General features: G+C 39.6%; 19 protein-coding genes. 10 read left to right on the forward strand and 9 right to left on the reverse strand.

Going from position 1 to position 20778, the window contains the following annotated elements; all coding sequences use genetic code 11:
• Positions 1 to 71: 71 nt before the first annotated feature.
• The 5 genes from FTU03_RS11390 to cynS form a co-directional block, all read right to left on the reverse strand.
• A complete protein-coding gene (locus tag FTU03_RS11390; protein WP_179993030.1) occupies positions 72 to 1631 on the reverse strand; it encodes a PepSY domain-containing protein in 1560 nt (519 codons plus the stop codon).
• A gap of 3 nt (positions 1632 to 1634) precedes the next feature.
• On the reverse strand, positions 1635 to 1913 hold the full coding sequence (locus tag FTU03_RS11395) for a hypothetical protein (protein ID WP_166138842.1): 279 nt from the start codon (positions 1911 to 1913) through the stop codon (positions 1635 to 1637).
• A 45-nt stretch (positions 1914 to 1958) separates the two neighbouring features.
• The gene (locus FTU03_RS11400) at positions 1959 to 2570 is read right to left on the reverse strand and encodes a DUF4198 domain-containing protein (RefSeq protein WP_159123563.1); all 612 of its coding nucleotides are present in this window, start codon (positions 2568 to 2570) and stop codon (positions 1959 to 1961) included.
• A gap of 72 nt (positions 2571 to 2642) precedes the next feature.
• Complete coding sequence (locus FTU03_RS11405) at positions 2643 to 4799, reverse strand: TonB-dependent siderophore receptor (protein WP_179993029.1); 2157 nt, start codon at positions 4797 to 4799, stop codon at positions 2643 to 2645.
• Positions 4800 to 5148: 349 nt separating this feature from the next.
• A complete protein-coding gene (gene cynS / locus FTU03_RS11410) occupies positions 5149 to 5598 on the reverse strand; it encodes a cyanase (protein WP_159123561.1) in 450 nt (149 codons plus the stop codon).
• 280 nt (positions 5599 to 5878) lie between these two features.
• Here cynS and FTU03_RS11415 point away from each other — a divergent pair, with 280 nt between their 5' ends.
• From FTU03_RS11415 to FTU03_RS11445, 7 genes are all read left to right on the forward strand, one after another.
• Entirely contained in the window at positions 5879 to 6688 is an 810-nt protein-coding gene (locus FTU03_RS11415) for a formate/nitrite transporter family protein (protein WP_125278664.1), read from the forward strand.
• A 51-nt stretch (positions 6689 to 6739) separates the two neighbouring features.
• Positions 6740 to 8464, forward strand: coding sequence for a bifunctional protein-serine/threonine kinase/phosphatase (locus FTU03_RS11420; protein ID WP_179993028.1), 1725 nt, complete (start codon positions 6740 to 6742; stop codon positions 8462 to 8464).
• A 176-nt stretch (positions 8465 to 8640) separates the two neighbouring features.
• Positions 8641 to 9957 carry a sorbosone dehydrogenase family protein gene (locus FTU03_RS11425; RefSeq protein ID WP_179993027.1) on the forward strand — a complete coding sequence of 439 codons (1317 nt, stop codon included), beginning with the start codon at positions 8641 to 8643 and terminating at the stop codon, positions 9955 to 9957.
• 458 nt (positions 9958 to 10415) lie between these two features.
• On the forward strand, positions 10416 to 11108 hold the full coding sequence (locus FTU03_RS11430) for a metallophosphoesterase (RefSeq protein ID WP_159123558.1): 693 nt from the start codon (positions 10416 to 10418) through the stop codon (positions 11106 to 11108).
• Positions 11109 to 11391: 283 nt separating this feature from the next.
• Complete coding sequence (locus tag FTU03_RS11435) at positions 11392 to 12390, forward strand: putative oxygenase MesX (protein ID WP_179993026.1); 999 nt, start codon at positions 11392 to 11394, stop codon at positions 12388 to 12390.
• Positions 12391 to 12432: 42 nt separating this feature from the next.
• Positions 12433 to 13461: a methionine synthase gene (locus FTU03_RS11440; RefSeq protein ID WP_179993025.1), complete on the forward strand. Its 1029-nt coding sequence runs from the start codon at positions 12433 to 12435 to the stop codon at positions 13459 to 13461.
• Positions 13462 to 13548: 87 nt separating this feature from the next.
• The gene (locus tag FTU03_RS11445) at positions 13549 to 14043 is read left to right on the forward strand and encodes a flavin reductase (RefSeq protein WP_159123555.1); all 495 of its coding nucleotides are present in this window, start codon (positions 13549 to 13551) and stop codon (positions 14041 to 14043) included.
• A 65-nt stretch (positions 14044 to 14108) separates the two neighbouring features.
• Here the strand turns inward: FTU03_RS11445 and FTU03_RS11450 are convergent, their stop codons facing one another.
• The 3 genes from FTU03_RS11450 to FTU03_RS11460 all read right to left on the reverse strand — a co-directional run bounded on the left by FTU03_RS11450 (position 14109) and on the right by FTU03_RS11460 (position 15833).
• On the reverse strand, positions 14109 to 14807 hold the full coding sequence (locus FTU03_RS11450; RefSeq protein ID WP_179993024.1) for a DUF1826 domain-containing protein: 699 nt from the start codon (positions 14805 to 14807) through the stop codon (positions 14109 to 14111).
• Between the two features lie 120 nt (positions 14808 to 14927).
• Positions 14928 to 15392, reverse strand: a complete 465-nt coding sequence (locus tag FTU03_RS11455) for a DMT family transporter (protein ID WP_034170895.1) — start codon at positions 15390 to 15392, stop codon at positions 14928 to 14930.
• A 12-nt stretch (positions 15393 to 15404) separates the two neighbouring features.
• Positions 15405 to 15833 carry a DMT family transporter gene (locus FTU03_RS11460; RefSeq protein WP_179993023.1) on the reverse strand — a complete coding sequence of 143 codons (429 nt, stop codon included), beginning with the start codon at positions 15831 to 15833 and terminating at the stop codon, positions 15405 to 15407.
• A 134-nt stretch (positions 15834 to 15967) separates the two neighbouring features.
• Between FTU03_RS11460 and FTU03_RS11465 the strand changes: the two genes are divergently transcribed.
• The gene (locus FTU03_RS11465) at positions 15968 to 16897 is read left to right on the forward strand and encodes a LysR family transcriptional regulator (RefSeq protein WP_179993022.1); all 930 of its coding nucleotides are present in this window, start codon (positions 15968 to 15970) and stop codon (positions 16895 to 16897) included.
• A 361-nt stretch (positions 16898 to 17258) separates the two neighbouring features.
• On the opposite strand, the gene FTU03_RS11470 is transcribed toward FTU03_RS11465, so the two are convergent.
• Complete coding sequence (locus FTU03_RS11470) at positions 17259 to 18053, reverse strand: IclR family transcriptional regulator (RefSeq protein WP_179993021.1); 795 nt, start codon at positions 18051 to 18053, stop codon at positions 17259 to 17261.
• A gap of 424 nt (positions 18054 to 18477) precedes the next feature.
• Here FTU03_RS11470 and FTU03_RS11475 point away from each other — a divergent pair, with 424 nt between their 5' ends.
• Positions 18478 to 20553 (forward strand): FUSC family protein, encoded by a 2076-nt coding sequence (locus FTU03_RS11475; RefSeq protein WP_179993020.1) that lies wholly within the window; start codon positions 18478 to 18480, stop codon positions 20551 to 20553.
• A 3-nt stretch (positions 20554 to 20556) separates the two neighbouring features.
• Complete coding sequence (locus FTU03_RS11480; RefSeq protein ID WP_179993019.1) at positions 20557 to 20757, forward strand: DUF1656 domain-containing protein; 201 nt, start codon at positions 20557 to 20559, stop codon at positions 20755 to 20757.
• The last annotated feature ends 21 nt before the right edge of the window (positions 20758 to 20778 follow it).

The raw sequence follows: 20778 nt of genomic DNA on the forward strand, positions 1-20778 counted from the left end.
AATCTGTTTTTCACTCACTGCATAAAAACCAAAACAGGCCATCCAGATCAGTCCTACTATTGCCATCCATATCATGAAGAAGACTCCTGCTGTGCAGTTTTAAGCTTGGCCTGAATTTTATGAACAGCTTTTTGCTGGATAGGTGTAATTTTCTGATGTAGGAAGTAAGCGAGAAGTGCCAAGATCCAGAGCATCAGATCGATACGCAAAAACAGCCAATAGTTCGCAAAAGAATCCAGATAATGCTGGGACCACAAATAATACAGGTCGATGAGTGGAAGCATAAAAGCGGCACAGATGAGAATTTTAAGCTGCGTTTTCCATAAATGCTGTTGTGGCGTTAAACAGGCCAAGATAAAACTACTCAGCCAAATACTAAAGAAGATATAGATTTCATAATTTGTGGTGCCCACAGGAATGTGAATCAAACGGTTTGCATAAAGATAAGCCAGCATGGCAATAGGTAAACCAATTATAATGGTGATATTCAGACGATTCACCAGATAATATCCAAAGTGAAAACGATCCGATTTTTTCTGCATCTGTCGTTTCAGGCTCCAGAGCAATAATCCGGAAGCGATCATGGCACAGCCTAATATGCCTGAGAAAAATAGGGCGAAACGTAAAACAGGTTCGGCAAAACGTGCCATATGCAAACCATATACTCCAGCATTCAGGGTAGCAATTGCACTGTCATTACGGGTGTTTTCAAGCAATTTGCCTGTCGTCGCATTGAATACGAGTTGTGCCTGATTGCGGGTAATAGAATGATCTTTCAATTCGGTTAAGGTAATCTTTGCCAGCTGGGTATTCGGCTGCTTCACGGTAATATTGTCAAATTCTGATTTTCCCCAGTGCTGCTGCGCCGTAGTGATAAAATGTTGAATCGGTAACATCTCCGTTTTAATGGGCACAGCAGAGGGAGCAAGCACATTTTTGGTTCGGATTTCTTCAAAATATTGAAATGGATTTTCTGGATATAGCTGCTTCATGCCAGAAGGCAAAACAATATAAAAGAAAATAGCCAGTCCAGTAAAAGTCATAGTTAAAAAGAACGGTAGCGCAATGACGGAACTGACATTATGAAAATCCAGATAGGAACGTTGTCCTTTAAAAGCTCTCAGAGTAAAGAAGTCGGTCAGAATTTTTTTATGGGTAATGATTCCGGAAATCAGGGTCATCAACATGATGAATGCAGCAATGGTGACAATCAGACGGCCAATGGTATAAGGTACGCCATATAGCTGAAAATGAAAGTTATAGAAAAAATCTCCGCCCTGTGTAGCCGAAAGCGTTAATTCCTTACCTGTCATAGCATCCAAGGTTTTAAGTTGATAAGCACCCTCTGCAGTTTGCCAATAAATTTTATTAACCGGTAAATCATGATTTGCTACCCCGATATACCAGTTCTGTGCATCAGGTGCATGTTGCTGTAAATAGCTATAAGCAGTTTTTAAAGCTGTTTCCTGGTTCACCTGCATCATGACAAATTGTGGCTGCATCCACATTGTAATTTCATGGCGATAATAGGTAACCGCACCTGTTAAAAAGATCGCGAAGAGGAGCCAGCCAAAACTTAAACCTAGCCATGAATGTAGCCATGCCATAGATTGACGGACAGATTTATGCATGGTTTAACCTATGAAGCGGGAAATGACAAATAAAACAATGAGAGGAATCAGGCTATAGACTGAAAGTGTTTTAAGACTTTGGATACAGAAGATTCCAATCACAAAACAGACATAAAAAATGAGGGCAATAAAGGCAGCCAGATAAACCGATTCAGCTTTGGGTAAACTCGCCTGTAAAAAATAGGCCAGATCGAGAGCAATCAGATAACTACATAAATAACCAATACCAAAGCTCATGCCTAATCGATACAGGATAGCAAGTGGCTGAAGGGTAGAAATCATGGAAAGGCCTTTATATGAATCTGTATAAATAAATATTGAGGCAACTTAATGCACGAAGCTTAAGGTCGTGACCAGGTACTGTTTCTTATACACTTGCTGATTCAATTTTCCTGTCTTGTCTACTTCTTGACTCACCTCTAGTACATATTGACCCTTCCATGGCGTAGCAATATTAATTTGGCCATGCTTGTTGGTCGTATAGTTTTTAAGCCAGTGCTGTGGGGAATAGACAGTCACTTTGACATCCGCAGCGGGTTTACCCTGATACATGACTGTAAAAGTATTACTGTTCGGTTGAACCGGTACGATATCCAGCTCTGAGTCTGCTTTCAGGTTTTGTCTGCCGGATTTCGCGTGATAGCTGAGTAAGGATTCCCCATAGATCAGTTCATGATAGAGCTCTACATCTGCTTGATCTTTTGTAGAGTAGACCAGATGATCCTGGTGTAGTTGGGGACTAAATTGTTTTTTAGTCTGAATCGCTTTTGCTTGGCTGAATGACTTTAAGGCACCTTCTTGAGTCTCTTTGAGCTGTTCACTATATTCACCAAAGAATGCATGTGTTTTTGCATCTGAAGCACGTTCTAGCCAAAGCATATGGGCCTGAGCAGAAAGGGTCAGTGACAGTCCAATTGTCAAAGTAATGATTTTTTTCATGAATTCTACCTGATTATTGTTTACATATAAGAAAATGAGCTCCGAATATTCTTTCAAAGCTCAAGCGAAAAATTAATATTTGAATTTTACGGCCACACTGTAATTTGCCGGTGCACCATAGAAGCCTTGCTGATTCGGGAAATTAAATAAGTATTTTTCATTGGTCAGATTATTCCCGTTGGCCTGCAAAGTAATGTGATCATTGAGTTCATAACTGGCCATCAGATTCACAAGCGCATATGCATCCTGTTTGATAATGCCTGCTTGTTGGGTAACAACACCCTCTGTAGCAGCTTCAGGAACTTCTAGATAAGTTTTATCCTGCCATTGCACACCAAGGCCCAATTTCAGTTTTGGAATCTGTGGCACCTGATAGGTGGTCAGAAGATTGAAAGACTGATTAGGATTAAAAGTACGGGCATCACCACCGTTGATCAGATCTTTAAGACTAAACTGAGTGTAGCCAAAGCTTAGATTTAAATGATCCGTTAACTGACCAGCCAAACCGAATTCATAACCTTGTGAACGTAGATCACTCACCTGGGTTTTACGTAAAGTCGGGATACCGTCAGAATCTCGCAACGGATAATTGCTTTGTTCTGTTCTGAATACGGCCATGTTGGCGGTGAGCTTATCATCTAGCCAGGAACTTTTAATCCCGGCTTCATAACTTTCACCTTCAACCGGTTTATTAATACTGCCATCCAGCGCTTTAGTTGTTTGTGGACGGAAAATTGAGGTATAGCTTAGATAACCTGTATATTCAGCACTAAATTCATAAGTCAGGCCTGCATAAGGTAATAGCTTATTCTCATCATAAATCGTGTCTGTTCCATAACTGCTGCCTGTACTTTCAGCCTGAACATAGTTGGCACCTAAAAGCAGTTTCAGATCGTCAGTCATATGTAAACGGGTGGCGGCATATAGGCTTTGGTTTTTTTGCCGGATGTGCATTTCACCACTGGTTTTTGACATATCCCAAACTGGTTCGGGCGGCGTAAAACTGGATAAATCTGTGGTAAGTGGGTTGGTAAAGCTGCCTGCATAACCTAACTCATTCAGATTGTTTTCAGCCCAGATATAGCCAAAAGATGCCTCATGTTGTTGTCCCCAAAGTGGATAGGTGCCACTAAAACTCAGACTGGCCTGCTGTTCCTTGTTGTCATCAATATACATACCTGGATATAAGAAAATACCTGAAGTACCGTCAGCACCAGGTTTACCGGACAGGAATAAAAGTTTTGAATCCCGGTCAGTCCGTTTTTCCTCATAACTCAGTTTAGCTTTCCAATCAGCACCAAGTTGTTGTTCGATCTCGGCAAAATAGTTTTTAATATTACTGTCCCAGTAGGCCCAGTCCGGACTGTAATTATAATTTCTTGAATAGCTTAACTGTTCACCTTCAGTATTGATTAAAGGATTGGAACCCCAATTGACACCATTGGGATTATGATTCGTTTCGGTATAACCAGCAGTTATTAAGGTCGAATCAGTCAGGTCAGCCTCAACCACTGCACCAATGCCATTTTTTTCGAGTTCATAGTGATCCAGATAACTATCACCTGTCTGCTGATAGCCAAATACTCGGCCTCTGATTTTTCCATCCTGTGTCAGGGGAGAGGAAACATCTGCTTCATAACGTTGGGTATTCCATGAACCATAACTGGTATTAAACGCGGCCTGAAGTTCCTGAGTAGGGCGTTTTCTAATCATATTAATGGTAGCGCCCGGATCGCCAATACCATTATTTAAGGCATTTGCACCTTTAACGATCTCTATACGGTCAAATAAAAAGCTGTCTGGATTGTCATTATTGTAGTTATAGCCTTCAAGCGGAATCCCAACGCCGTCTACCAATACGTTTGAGATTTCAAAACCACGTGATAGATAAGAAGTTCGTTCGGTCTCCTGGTTACTTACAGTGATCCCCGGTGAGTTGCGGAGTACATCACGGGTATTATCCAGTGCAAAGTCATCTAATTGTTGACGCGTCACTACATTCACTGTTTGTGGCGTTTCCTTAAGAGGAATATTTAGTTTAGAAGCTGTTGCAGAATTTTGAATAATATAGCTTTTAGTCTGTTCAGAGCTTTCTGTTGTTTGTGCTGCATCAGTGACTATCGTGATGGTAGGAAGTTGCTGACTATTTTCTGCAAAACTTTGCTGTGTCATCAATATGGCAAAACTGAGCAAAGATAGCTTGAAAGTTGGATGATTGGTATAAAACATTTTAATGAATGTAAATGATAATAATTATTGCTAATGTTATTGATTAGATATTTTTAAATCAATCTAAATACAATAGGAAATTTAAATTAAAAATTACTCATTGATAGAGGAATACTTTGCAGTTAAAGCAGATTAAAAGAAGAAGGGGTTAAGATTTTGCTTAAAATAAAAACGATTTATTTTAGTAAAATAATATGTAAATTATTGACTTCATATTAATTTTTTAAATTTATAAAGTATATTCGCTAAATTTTTTTCATGTAGAGAATGAGATTAATGCTCAAATATAAAAAGAAAAATGAAATAAAAAAAAGCCATCACATTGATGGCTTTTTATAAATGATATTGATCAATAATTTTTATAAGGCAAGAACTTGCCAGACAATACGACATTGACGCGGTCGCCATTCGGATTTTCTTCGCGTTGAATATCCATACTAAAATCAATCGCGCTCATAATACCGTCACCAAATTCTTCATGAATCAGTTCTTTAATGGTAGAACCATATACATTCACCACTTCATACCAACGATAAATTAAAGGATCGGTCGGTACGCTGGTTGGCAGGGAACCTTTATATGGCACGATCTGTAGCCATGCAACGGCTTCATCACTTAAGCCAAAAATCTGACCAATCTTTTCTGCTTGCTCTTTATTAAACGCCATCTGACCTAAACATGCAGCGGTTACCCATTCTTTAGAAAGACCAATCTCTTTGGCAACATTTGACCACTTAATTGACTTTAAAACTTTCGCTGAAATGATCATGTCAGTTACTTGTTGACGATGGGTAATCATAATCCTCTCCATATTATTCTCAAATGAATGTATGCAGAACGGATAATGCAGATATCATGCCAACAGCATTCTAGAGTTCATGCTAAATAGAAAATGAATATTTAAGCGATTGTTAATTATTTGTGGCATAGCTTTTGCTTCTATTTCGATATACATGGCAACGACGCCATTTACCATTACCTGTTCTAATATTCAAGGCAACGGCGCCTAAGGTCTTCAATGATCTTAGGCGTCTTTTTTTCGAAAAACAGGTCCGTATATTGAAAAAGAGGACGACAACATGGCATATCTTGCTCCTGCGGAGTTTGCAAAAAAAGTAGTAGATGCGGGTGAATCCAAGCTTCATATGGCAACCCGTGATGTTTTGATTCGTGCCTTTATGGCAGGTGCGATTTTGGCCTTGGCAGCCGTATTTGCAATTACGATTGCAGTGCAAACTGGTGTGCCACTGATTGGCGCATTACTGTTTCCTGTCGGCTTCTGCATGTTGTATTTATTGGGCTATGACTTGCTAACCGGGGTATTTGTATTAACACCGCTGGCATGGCTGGATAAACGTCCTGGCGTAACCTGGGCACGCATTTTAAAAAACTGGGGACTGGTATTTTTAGGTAACTTTACTGGGTGTTTAGTCGTTGCAGTACTGATGGCTGCTGTTTATACCATGGGCTTTGCGACTGATCCGAATCCAGTCGGTGAAAAGATTTCTCATATTGGTGAAGACCGTACCTTAGGTTATGCGGCTTATGGTTTCTCAGGTTGGATAACTATTTTTATTCGCGGCATGCTGTGTAACTGGATGGTGTCTTTAGGGGTGATTGGTGCGATGATGTCAACTACAGTGAGTGGCAAGTTCATCGCAATGTGGATGCCAGTGATGCTGTTCTTTGCCATGGGCTTTGAACATTCAGTGGTAAACATGTTCCTGTTCCCATTTGCCATGATGATGGGTGGTGACTTCTCGATTGCAGATTATTTCCTGTGGAATGAATTACCGGTTGCTTTAGGTAATCTGGTAGGGGGTTTAGCCTTAACAGGTCTGGCACTTTACACCACACATGTACGTACTGGCGCGAAAAAAGAATTCTAATAATGAATCATTTTTAAAGGGATCAATATGATCCCTTTTTGAGTTTTCAATATGAAAAAAACATTAAAAGTCGCTATTGGACAGTATTCTACGGCTGGTATTAAAGATCAGAATCAGGATTTTTATGGCATCTTTTTACCAGAAGGTCATGTACTGAAGCAAAAAGGTATAGCTTGTGCGATTGCCGACGGGATCGGCAGTAGCAATGTCAGTCACATTGCCGCAGAAACAGCCGTCAGCAGTTTTCTCTCAGATTATTATTCGACTTCGGATGCCTGGAGCACCCAGACTTCAGCAGCACGGGTGATTCGCGCCACAAATTCATGGTTATATGCACAAACTCAACAAAGTCAGGGACGTTTCGATAAAGACCGGGGCTATGTCTGTACCTTATCTGCACTGATTTTAAAGCAGCATCAGGCGCATATTTTTCACGTCGGTGATAGTCGTATTTATCGAATCCGAGATGGTGAAATTGAATTATTAACCCATGATCATCGCGTCTGTCTGTCTTCGACAGAACATTATCTCAGTCGTGCCTTAGGGGTGGATTATCGTATTGAAATTGATTATCAAAGCCTTGAACTAAAAGAAAAAGATGTCTTTTTACTTATGACCGATGGGGTTTATGAATTTGTTACAGACCAACAATTATTAGATTTCACCTTAGCAGCAGATCACTTAAATCAGCTTGCCAAATTCCTGGTTGAACAGGCTTTAAAACAGGGCAGTGATGATAATTTAAGTCTTCAAGTGCTCCGTATTGAGCAGTTGCCTGAACCAGATCAGTTTTATATGCACCAGGATTATGTCTTTCCACCCCAGCTCAGCAAAGGTGAAGCATTTGAAGGCTATGCCATTGACAAAATCCTGCACCAAAATCACCGCAGTTGCCTGTATTTGGCACACGATCATGATCGGCAACCGCTAGTGATTAAAACTCTGGCAGTAGATTTACAACAAGATGAACAGGCTGTTGAACAGTTTCAACTTGAGGACTGGGTGTCAAAGCGTCTTAAGCACGAAAATCTGCTGCAATGTTATCCGCATCAATCAGAGAAAAAATATTTATTCCAGAGTTATGAATATTTGCAGGGAGAAACCTTAGATCGCTGGCTGCATCAACAGAACAAGCCTTTGCAGATGGAAGATATTCTCCCTATTTTGCAGCAAACAGCATTGGCCTTAAATGCAATGCACCGACTGGAAATGTTGCATCAAGATGTACGTCCTGAAAATATTATGGTCTTAAACGTTGATAATACACTTAAAGTCAAACTGATTGATTATGGTTCAACTGCTGTACGAGGTTTAGTCGAAATTAATCCTAAACATGTGAATCGGCCACTTGGTACCTTGGCATTTATGGCGCCTGAATATTTCATTGAACATTCACCATCGATTCAGTCCGATCAATTTTCTTTGGCAGCCATGGCTTATTATTTACTGACTAAACATCTTCCTTATGGTACAGATTTAGCTCGATGTAAGTCATTGAAACAGATGAAAAAAGTTCAATATCATTCCATTCAAAAATATCGGCCGGATTTACCACTCTGGTTAGACCAGATTCTAAAAAAGGCACTGAATATCGAGCCGATGCATCGTTATGAGGCATTGACTGAATTGATCCATGATCTGGAACACCCATCCAAGGAATTATTAAAATCCAAAGCTCCTACCATGATTGAACGTGATCCTTTACGTTTCTGGCAAATCAGTTGTGCTGTATTAGGACTTTTACTTTTATTAAGTATTGCATGGCCATTTATTTAAGAAGATTGGAGTGAATATAAGTAAAAAATTAGACCGTGTTCTATGCTTTGGGCAGCTTGCGTCACTAGTATATTTACGGCAATCAATCCACAACCAGAAACTACAAGAACTATATCATTACGATTTCAACCACCTTTTAAAATGGGAGAGATAAAAACAAAAAGCAAGGAAATACCATGGCGGCTCAATTTCTCCTATCAGCCTTAAGTACCGTAATCATATTGGCATTTACCGGCTGTACAGTTTCATCCAAAACACCCGTAACAGATAGTTATGGCGCTCAGCCGTCTTTACCTGAACCAAAATCAAGACCGTTTCCGGTCGTCAACATTGCCCCTGCAAAAGGTTGGCCTGAAGGCGTCATGCCGACGCCGGCATCGGGTTTAAAAGTGCAAGCATTTGCACAAGGCCTTCAACACCCGCGCTGGTTATATGTATTGCCGAATGGAGATGTACTGGTGGCTGAAACCGATGCTCCGCCTAAGCCCGAAGATAGTAAAGGCATTAAAGGCAAAATCATGAAAATGGTGATGAGAAGAGCAGGATCATCCTATCCGAGCGCCAACCGTATTAGCCTGTTGCGTGACAGCGATCAAGACGGCATTGCTGATCAGAAAACAGTATTTCTGCAAAATTTAAACTCGCCGTTTGGAATGACCTTAGTGGGTAATATGCTTTATGTCGCAAATACAGATGCTTTAGTGCGATTCTCTTATCAGCCAGGTATGACCCAGATCAAAGAAAAAGGCACTAAAGTATTGGACTTACCCGCTGGCCTCTTAAATCATCACTGGACAAAAAATGTTATTGCCAATCCTGCAGGGACAAAGCTCTACATTACGGTAGGCTCCAATAGTAATGTGGCTGAAAATGGCATAGCTCAGGAAGAAGGACGCGCCCTGATCATGGAATTGGATCTTTCTACAGGTAAAACCCGGCCGTTTGCTACAGGCTTGCGTAATCCCAATGGCATGGACTGGCAGCCTCAGAGTGAAGCATTATGGACTGTAGTGAATGAGCGCGATGAACTGGGCAATGATCTGGTTCCTGATTATATGACCTCAGTAAAAGATGGCGCTTTTTATGGCTGGCCTTATAGTTATTATGGCCAGCATGTGGATACCCGGGTAAAACCGCAAAAGCCTGAACTGGTCGCGAAAGCAATTAAGCCAGATTATGCATTGGGGAATCATACTGCATCACTGAGTCTGACATTTTATAAGGCTAATTTAATATCCCAATATCGTGATGGTGCACTCATTGGCCAGCATGGTTCCTGGAATAGGAAACCTCATAGTGGTTATAAAGTTATTTTTGTGCCATTTCAAAATGGTCAGCCTTCTGGTCAGCCTCAAGAGGTTCTGACCGGATTTTTAAGCAAAAATGGAGATGCATTTGGTCGGCCTGTGGGTGTAGCTACAGATGCTCAAGGCGCAATATTAGTTGCTGATGATGTAGGGAACGTGATTTGGCGAGTATCACCGAATCAATAAATAAGTAGATGCTAATAAAATAAAAGCCTTATAGTCTCTCCCAAAACTATAAGGCTTAGCGGCTGTAGTCTCTACTTTTATCACTTACCATCCCAGTAAGTTCGCTGTCTTTCGACTTTATTATCATTGTAATGCGATTATTATCAGCTTTCCTTGCTGACTCTTTATGTGAAACATAATGTCAAAAATTGAGGAAACAGGATATAGAGTATTTGCTCCAATCGATGTAAGCTTAAACTTACAAAAAAATAATATATTTATACAAAAGTTAACATTATGTGAACTTTCCTATATTTTACAAAGGGCTTTATGACTAAAATAATTTAATTGTAGTAGATAAATAATGTTAAAAAATCATCTTTAAGGTTTTAAACAGCATTAAAATTAAAAGATATGATTTAAGAATCATCTTTTGCTTCAGGTTTGGCAGACAGGGTTTCATGTTATAGAAGATACTTATGAACACTTTAACTAAGGTAATTTATGGATCTGATTTCTCTGCCATATATGTGGTTGGGGATCTGCATGGTTGTTATAGCTTGCTCATGCAAGAATTAGAGAAAGTTCATTTTAATTTTGAGAAAGATCTACTGATTTGTACCGGAGATCTGGTCGATCGAGGTAATGAAAACCTGGAATGTGTTTCATTGGTTAGTCAACCCTGGTTTTATTGCGTTCGCGGTAATCATGAGGAAATGTGTATTAAGGGCCGTGACGATGCATGGATTCAGGATATGCATGCCCAGAATGGCGGTGAGTGGTTCTATCTTTTATCTACCGAAAAACAGGATGAACTCAGTGAAATTTTTTCTGCACTTCCTTTGGCCATTGAACTAAACCTAAAACATAAAAAGATTGGCATTTTACACGCAGATATTGCGCTTAATGACTGGAATGTATTTAAAAAGAAAATTGCAAAAGGTGAAAATAGAATTCCAGGCTTAACTTCAGCATATACCAATGCTCTTTGGGGTAGAGGGAGAATTCGCAATCATTCTTATCGCTATGGAACCGTTAAAAATATCGATGAGATCTATCTGGGTCATACGATTGTAAAAAACCATACTCAAATTGATAATTGCCACTATATCGATGTCGGTTCTGCTTATACGCAGAAGTTGTGTGTTGTTAAAATAAATGATGCAAACTAGGTGCTACAGCAAGAGCCAATTGAAAGACACATCAATAATTTTTACCTTTAAAATTAAATTGATAGCTCATTTTTATAAAAGGCGATCTATATTTATTTTTGAATGAGAAACTGTATTTCGTTCTATTTAATTTTGAGTAAGTATTCATACAATTAATTCAGCTATAGTGAATTTCTCTCATGTTTTACTGAATTTATATCGTTTTACTCATCTCTAGATTCACGTTTAAATGAAGTTATACAGAAATTTGGCTTTATTTAAAAATTTAGGATAGTGAATCTCCATGGATAATCAATTTACATGCTCAATCAAGCGCATCCGTTTCGATGAAAATTATCAACCCGCAGACAACACACGTTTAACAACCAACTTTGCCAATCTGGCACGTGGTGAAAGTCGACAGGAAAATCTGCGCAGAACTCTAGCCATGATAAATCATCGTTTTAATTCATTAGCGACAAGTGATAATCCTAAAGGCGACCGTTATTCCCTTGAAATTGACATTATCTCTGCGGAACTTGATGTTGAAGGCCATGGTCAAACTTTCCCTTTTATCGAGATGCTGAAAAGTACCGTCATTGATCATCAAACCAATGAACGCATTGAAGGCATGACTGGCAACAGCTTTTCATCTTATGTACGTGATTATGACTTTAGCGTTGTATTGCCAACTTTCAGTGATAAAGCTGATGCAAAGCTTGACGACTTTGGTGATTTGCACGGCAAACTTTATCAGCATTTAATTCATTCAGATGTGTTTAAAGCCGAGTTTAAGAAACAGCCGGTGATTTGCCTGAGTGTATCTACCACGAAAACCTATTACCGTACTGCACATGTGCATCCTGTACTCGGTGTGGAATATAAAAATGATGATTATTCACGTACAGATGCATACTTCAGAAAGATGGGCTTAAGCGTTCGCTATTTCAAACCTGAACATGGTAATGCACCGTTGGCATTCTATTTTGCCGGTGACTTATTGCGTGATTACACGGACTTCGAACTTATCAGTGCGATCAGTACCATGGAAAGTTTCCAGAAGATTTATCGTCCTGAAATTTACAACACCAATTCGCCTGCAGGTTTGATCTATCAACCAAGCCTGAATTATCAGGATTATTCGTTGACACAAATCGTTTACGACCGTGTGGAGCGTAGTCAATTAGCAGTTAAGCAGGGCAAATGGACAGAAGAAAATTTTATTAAGCCGTATAAAGACATTCTTGAAAAGTGGGCCGCAAATTTTACTGTAGATAATGCTCATCAAGAGCATACTGCCTGAATGAAGAAATAAATTAACGAATATAGAGATAGAAGATTAGACATGAGCATTTTACTCCCAACATCTACAGCTGGCAGCTTGCCGAAACCGTCTTGGCTTGCCGAACCTGAGCAACTTTGGTCACCCTGGAAACTGGAAGGCGAGCAGCTCCTTGAAGCCAAGCGAGATGCTTTGAGCTTGTCCCTACATGAGCAACTACAGGCAGGCATTGATATCGTCAGTGATGGCGAACAAACCCGTCAGCACTTCGTGACCACCTTTATTGAACATCTGGAAGGTGTGGATTTCGAAAAGCGTGAGACGGTGCGTATTCGAAATCGCTATGATGCGAGTGTGCCATCCGTCGTGGGTGCTGTCGCTCGCAAGAAACCTGTATTTGTAGATGATGCCAAGTTCTTGCGTAGTCAAACTAAGCAGCCAATCAAATGGGCGTTGCCGGGTCCAATGACCATGATCGATACGCTTTATGATGCTCATTATAAGAGCCGTGAAAAACTGGCTTGGGAATTTGCAAAAATCCTGAATCAGGAAGCACTTGAACTCGAAGCAGCAGGTGTAGATATCATCCAGTTTGATGAGCCTGCATTTAATGTATTTTTTGATGAAGTAAATGACTGGGGCATTGCCACATTAGAACGAGCGCTTGAAGGTCTGAAATGTGAAACAGCAGTACACATCTGCTATGGTTACGGTATCAAAGCCAATACGGACTGGAAAAAGACCCTAGGTTCAGAATGGCGCCAATACGAAGCAGTTTTTCCGAAACTGCAAAAGTCCAAGATTGACATTGTTTCACTTGAATGCCAAAACTCTCATGTACCAATGGATCTGATTGAACTGATTCGTGGCAAAAAAGTCATGGTCGGCGCCATAGATGTCGCAACCAATCAAATTGAAACACCAGAACAGGTTGCAGATACTTTACGAAAGGCGCTTCAGTTCGTGGATGCTGACAAGCTGTATCCTTCAACCAACTGTGGTATGGCACCTTTATCGCGTCAAGTCGCACAAGGCAAACTGAATGCTTTAAGTGCTGGCGCAGCTATTGTTCGTCAAGAACTGACAGCCTGAGTATTCATTTGTCTTAAGAGCTGTATAAGGAATACATGTACTTTTACCGCTCTTCATCAAAGCGATAGTCAATTAGGGATTTAAGAGATGATTGAAGCGACTGACTTTAGAAATGCCATGTCCTTACTCACCACAGCAGTGAATGTCATTACAACCTCGGGTGAGACAGGAATGCATGGTTTTACGGCATCTGCAGTATGCAGCGTGACTGATACACCACCGACATTGCTGGTCTGTATGAATCAGTCATCTCGTTCACATGTGCATTTTATTGAGAACAAAATTTTGTCAGTGAACGTCTTAGGTCCACAGCACGAACAGATTTCTAATGCATTCGCATCCAGCAAATTCAGTTCTGAACGAAGATTTCAATTAGGTTCTTGGACAATACTAAAAACAGGCTCACCTGTACTAGGCGATGCATTAGTGAGTTTTGACTGTGAAATCGAGAATATCCAGCAAGTAGGGACACATAGTATCTTTATGTGTCGAGTGGTTGCGATTCAGCGGAGCGAACAGGATCAGAGCCTGGTGTATTTTAATCGTACTTACCATTCGGTTGGACAGTTAGAATTTGCTTGAATGAAAATGAGAAAAATGACAATAAGATAATGTGGATTTTCTCATTATTAAGATTTGTATCGAATTTAACAAATCAAAAGCAATCGATATTCACCCTCATTTTCAACCGGAGCCCGATGTACACATGGTAGAGCCTGTTGGGTTGGATGATCTACGGCTAATCGCCAAAGATAGCCTTGACCTAAATTTACAGGCTTTGCATCAGGCTTAGGTTGATAATGCAGATCAAAGAAATATTCTTCCAGAAAATCGTCAAATCTGGCTTCTGGACCATCATATAATTCTTTCAGCTTTGCCATGATTTCTGGAATCAGAATCTTTTGTTCCACCTGATCATTGGGCAAGATATCGCTTGCAGCTCCATGATAGGTACATAAGAAAGTATCTGTTTCAATCGGAGAGCGATCGACATGGAATGAATAGACATCTGTAGTAATGAAATCGAGCTCATTATCCCGTTCATAGCATTTGAGCAGATTGAGTGAAGGGGAAGCGCCGTAGTCAGTCAGTAGCTGTATATCTTCTAAGATAATCTTTCTTGCCAGATGACCGCTTTCTGACAGCTGGAGTTTCATAAGATCATCAATTGAAACTTCAGTCATATTTTCCTGTAAATGAAGCTTATTCACGATCTCGGCAAAATCACCCGCTAAATTTCTAGACCAGCAAATCGCATTCATCGCACCCTTAAAATCCGAATTAACGAGTTCTGAAAAGTTTGAGACTACACGAATTTGTTTATTGCCTGAAAATTGATTATGCATGCTTAAGTGAAATGACTTATGAACTATGCCTAATATTACCCTTAGATTCCTCAAAATAACTTTATGAGCTCATAAAAAAAGAGATTTTAAAACCTAAAATCTCTTTCCTTTCACAGTATCTTAATTTTCAGCTTGTGCTTTGGCTGCAATATTACTTTTATAGATAAAAAATAGTGCAACAGCTAATAGGGCAATTGCTGCTAGTCTGGATCCATCTAAATGAATCACCGGATTATTCAACCATCCAAAATGATCGATGAGCAGACTCATTAATAACTGGCCACTAATGACGGCGACAGTGGTGGCAGCAGCGCCCAGTCTAGGCATAGCAAATACAATCGTAAGCATATAGGCCACGCCAAAAAATGCACCTGTTAATTGCCATCTTGGTGCGGTGAATAAATTCAATGCATGGTTGGGTTCAAGAAAGAAAGCGATTAGAAAACTGACTAGAGCACCTAAGACAAATGTCAGCCAAGAACTTTCTAATACACCTACTTTAGCACCCAAACGACCATTAATTGAAGATTGAGCACATAAAACTGCTCCGCCAAAAATAACGACTAATAACATTATATAAATCATGGAGAAGCTTCCTTATTGAATAAGCCATAATGCAGCTAAAATAGCTACCAGCGCGCCAATACGATATTTGTCTACAGCCCGTTTATGGCTACCTAACAAACCCCAGTGATCAATAATAAGACTGGTTGCAACCTGGCCAAACAGGATGCCCACCATGGTCAGGCCAACGCCAATATGAGGTGTCGCTACAGTTAAAGCCACTACATATATAGGGCCTAATATACCGCCAGTCAGTTGCCACCGTGGCTGCTTGAACATAAGAGAAAGCTTTGGACGGTTGAAGATCAACCCCAAGGTTAAGAGCAGTGATCCGATCGCGAAAATTCCCAAGGTCGCCCAGAAATGCCCAATTTCTTCCCCGAGTGGACCCAGTAAACCCGCTTCAACAGATAACCTCATACCTGCAAGAACGACTAATGGGAAAATCCACAACTGTTTCATATATGCTTTCCAAAGGAAGAAAGCAACGAATTATATTCTCTTATTTAAAAGCTACAATTCCGCAATTTTTCAAAACATAATTGCTATTATGACAATAATAAAATGATTGAATTAAATTCAGGGATAGATCAAGTATGCAACTCAATGCATTACGCTATTTTGTGATGGTGGCAACGACAGGCAGTTTTTCAGCTACGGCAAAGCATTTTCAGGTTTCATCTTCCTCAGTATCTCGTTTTATTTCCAAACTTGAACAGGAAATTGGGCAACAACTTTTTTATCGTAATACACGCTCTGTTCGGCTAACTGACATAGGAGAAAAGTACTTTGTGCAAATTAAGGAAGTGCTTGATACGCTAGATCTGGCCAATGAAGAAATTTCTGGTAAAAATGCGATCAGAGGGTTAATTCGTATCAATACAGCGGTTGCGCTGGGAAGGCTACATATATCGCATATAGTGAATAAATTGCATGATAGCTTTCCAGATCTTTCAGTCGAGCTGATCTTGACGGATACTTTTATTGACCCTGTACAAGAAGGTGTAGACATTGCCATACGGATTGGCTCATTACAAGATTCAGCATTAATCGCACGCAAGATCTGTGATCAACAATATGTGCTGTGTGCGAGTCCTGCATATCTTGAAAAATATGGAACTCCACATTCCCCACACGAGATTCAGAATCATCAATGTTTGGTGTATAAGGGCGTTTCAGGCAGCCAACGTTGGTATTTCCGTCAGCAAGAGCATGACACTCCGGTTTTAATTGAGCCACAAGGGCCTTTAAGAAGTAATAATGCAGAAGTCTTGGTAGATGCGGCATTGGAAGGACGGGGGATTGTATTATTTCCAACCTGGATTTTTACGGAAGACTATTTTAAAACCCATAAACTGGTTCAACTTCTTCCTGACTGGATCAGTACAGTAGAGCCTTATTCTATAGGGATTCATCTGGTTTCTCCCGAAAACAGAATTCGTTCACAAAAAGTCAGAACTGTGCTTGATTTCATTTTAAAAGAAATTGGAGATCCGCCTTACTGGGATAATATTCTTAAATTATAAAATTTTTATGATCTAATTAGAGAAAGCTTAATTGATTTCTTAGTTATCTTTTTTCGATCAAGAAGGGTTCTAAAGCAGAGCTAAGATGAAAAGCATAAAATGGATGAATTTATACGTTTTTAGATTTCTGATTTTAGATTTTATCTACACATTGCAATTGCAAAATTCTTAACTTTCCTTAAATGTATCTGCATTATTGCTATAAATCCAAAATTAAAATAAAAAAGCCTATCTCATTCGAAATAGGCTTTTTTACCTCTGAGGAATCTTCTCGCCATTTAATTCAGTAAGAATGCTATGGCTTAAAGACTGATAATCATATTATGAGAATATAAATAGTTTTTCAAACATAATTTAAATTTTATTTGGTTAAATTATTACGAATGTCACTTGTGCTTTCAGGATGGTGCAGGAGCTTCTTTTCAATAATCTGTGCTTTCTCCTGAAGAATTTGTACTAATTTTTCCAGATTTACAAAATCAAATCTATTTTTTGAAGCTAATAAAGTAAGCGCTAAAGGTGGCTCTTTAAGAGAGAATTTAACTGGTACAGACAAACCTGCAACTTGAGGATCAAGTTCACCACTAGAATAATAATATCCCTGTTTTTTGATCTTTCTCATTTGTTCCAGAAAAGCGGTTTCATTCTGCACAAATCCTACTTCTGCAAATGCATCTGCATAACGTTGATAATAGTCAAGCAACACTTGTTTCGGTAAATGTGCCATGATGACTTTTGAAGATGAACCTACATAGACAGGACGTGGACAACCGCGTCCGAATGAAAGCAGATGTGCATTTTTAAAGACTTCGTCATGTAAGTCGATACAAGAATCATAATTGAGATGAGTCAATATACAAGAGAACTCAGTCCGTTCGACGATTTCCTGCATAAAGGGAATGCTGATCTGAACCAAAGGATCAGTTTTTCTTGAAATATAATCCAGAACAGCAATTTTCGAACCCAGCGTATAGTCACCGGATGTGCCACTGATTCGCTGTAATAATTCAGCCGATACCAATTCTTTTAAATAGCGATAACTGGTAGGTTTGGAGAGGTTTAATTCTTCACTGATGATATCTACATTAATCACTGAACGTGATAACGAAAATAGATCGAGAACCGTAAGAATTTTTCCAAAACTTGCTTGCGCCATAAAAAAACCTGAAGTGCTGACCATTGAAAAAGATGATGACTCACTTTAGCTTAAAAGAGGGTAGTAGAGGCAACTATTTATCTTAAATTCTCGAATCATGAGGATAGAGGAAGAAAAGATACAAATATTCAGCCTAACTGCCTGTGCAATGATAAAAAATCATACTTATTCTCATATAGAGATATTTTTATTGACAATAAAGCGTTTATTTGAAAAAATTACTTACACAAATATCCAATGATGAATAATTAAGCAAAGCATTATCTTTTGCTTTTTATATTTTCATCAACCAGTTTCAGTTTAATCAGCTGAATATTCTAATTTTATAGACTTTCAACAAGTAAAAATTTTGTCACTGAGTTCTTTGGGCTTGGTGGGCAGGTTATTTGCTTTAGAAAATAAAATAAGCTCTTAGAGAGAAACCATGCTGCTTATAAAATCTTTACTCGCATTTCGTCCAAATAAAATGGACTGGATTTTTGCGACTAAAACGTTTGTGGCTGGTATTTTGGCGCTCTACGTTGCGTTGAGTTTGGATCTTGCTTATCCGATTTGGGCTATTGGCACAGTTTTCGTTATTGCCAATCCTTATACGGGAATGACCGCTTCAAAAAGTATCTATCGTGTACTAGGTACTTTATTAGGCGCAATTGTGGCAGTTGCAGTTACTCCTTGGCTAATCAATACGCCGTGGTTGTTTACGCTGTTTTTATCCTGTTGGGTTGGTCTTTGCTTATATTTCTCTCTGCTTGATCGTACACCGCGCAGTTATATATTGATGCTGGCTGGATATACGACAGTCATCGTCTGCTTTAATATCATTTACTTTATTGATACTGCTTCATTATTTGATATGGCGGTAGGACGCTTTCTGGAAATTACTATTGGCGTCGTTTGCAGCGCGATTGTGACGACGACCATATTTCCAATGCATATTGGCCCCGCAGTGAAAAGTCGTGTCAGTAAAACCTTAGCGGATACTCAGCAGATTTTTAATAAAATTCTATTAGAACCACGTCAAGACCAGAACTATACAAAAGCTTTAAGCCAATTGGCTGCAGATATTGCAGATATTCATGTCATGGCTGTGCATTTAAGCTATGAAAAGTCAGCTCTACAGGGAATGACCAAACCACTACAGGAAATGCTGAACCAGATCACAATGCTGGTGAGTAATTTGGTGGCGATGTCTGAACGCATGCAACAGTTAGACTTCATTGATACAGGATATCGCCAGTCATTGGCAGATTTACATTCCAAAATTAATACATATCTAACAGATGAACATCTATTGAAAGAGTCTGAATTGAATCAGCTTCCTACTGATTTTGAAACAGATTTCCTAAAAATTTTTGAACATTCAAAAGATGAGCAAATTGTAATATTGAAAAGTTTGAAAATGGATATCCGTCATTTTATTCAGAATATCCATGCAATTAAGTTGATCTGGCAGCGAATCCAACAGGGGGATACTTCACTGCCTGAAATGATTGTTCCACTTACTACAAACTATCCAACTTTACATCGTGATCATGGCGTAGCAGTGCGGGGCGGGGTTTCTGCATGCCTCACAGTTTTTATTGCTACTGCCTTTTGGATCTTAAGCGGCTGGAAAGCTGGATTTATGCTGGCTGAAATGGCTGCGATCAGTGCATGTATCTTAACGGCGCTGGATAATCCGGTGCCTGCATTGAAGCTGTTTATTCGCAGTAGCTTATATGCTTCGATCGTGATCTTCATATATGCCTATGGAATTTTTCCAAACATTATAGAATTTTGGCAGTTAGCACTTGTACTTGCACCATTCTGCGTATATTGCCTGATGCTTTTTTTGCATCCACCCTTAGTTGGAATTGGTTTGCCTTTGTTGATGGGGACGATCATGGGGCTGAATTTTCAGAACCGTTATACCCTGGATCAAATTTCTTTCTTCGATGCAGCAATTGGTACAGTGATCGGGCCAATCATCGCTGTATTTATTATCCATATGATCCGTGCAATGTCGCCAGATATAACCGTACAGCGCATTTTGGCTATTCATAATCGAGCCATTCGTCAGGCACTGTATATTCCTTATGGGGTACGGTTCCGTATTCATTTACGTACGATGATTGACCGCATCGGGGTATTAAATACTAAAGCAGTAGAATCTGAAGATCTGAAAAATAAAATCAATCAGGCACTCATTGAATCCAGCGCCGTCGTGGATCTGGCACGGTTACAGGAACTCATACTCAAGTTACCTGAACAGCAGCCTTTGACCCAGCAACTCGAAGATCTTCAAATACAGCTGGATGAATATTTTCGTGCCAAAGAAATTGGACAAAATTATGATGCTGCCTTCACACAGTTAATTAACAACATACAGGCTCTAGAAGCAGATCTCATCATGCAGGAACATACAGATGTTGTAGAACGGCTGCATATTTCACTCAACAATATTCGTAGCAGCTTATGTCATATCAAGACACCGCCAAGATATGCAGGCGCAGGAGATTAATACATGGGAGAGCTGAATATCTATGGTGTGTATGTGCCGATTTTATTGATTCAAGCTGTGATTGCCTATGTACTGCTCAGAATCTTGATGAAGTGGCTAGATAAACTAGTCGCAAATGACTGGATCATCATGCCGAATATTTTCTACTTATGCATTTACGTACTTTTGCTGGGCGCCGTCCATTGGGCAGGCTTATTACTATGAGGCCTGATATTAAAATGATTG

This window comes from Acinetobacter sp. YH12046 (genome assembly GCF_013419905.1).
Taxonomy (GTDB): Bacteria; Pseudomonadota; Gammaproteobacteria; order Pseudomonadales; family Moraxellaceae; genus Acinetobacter.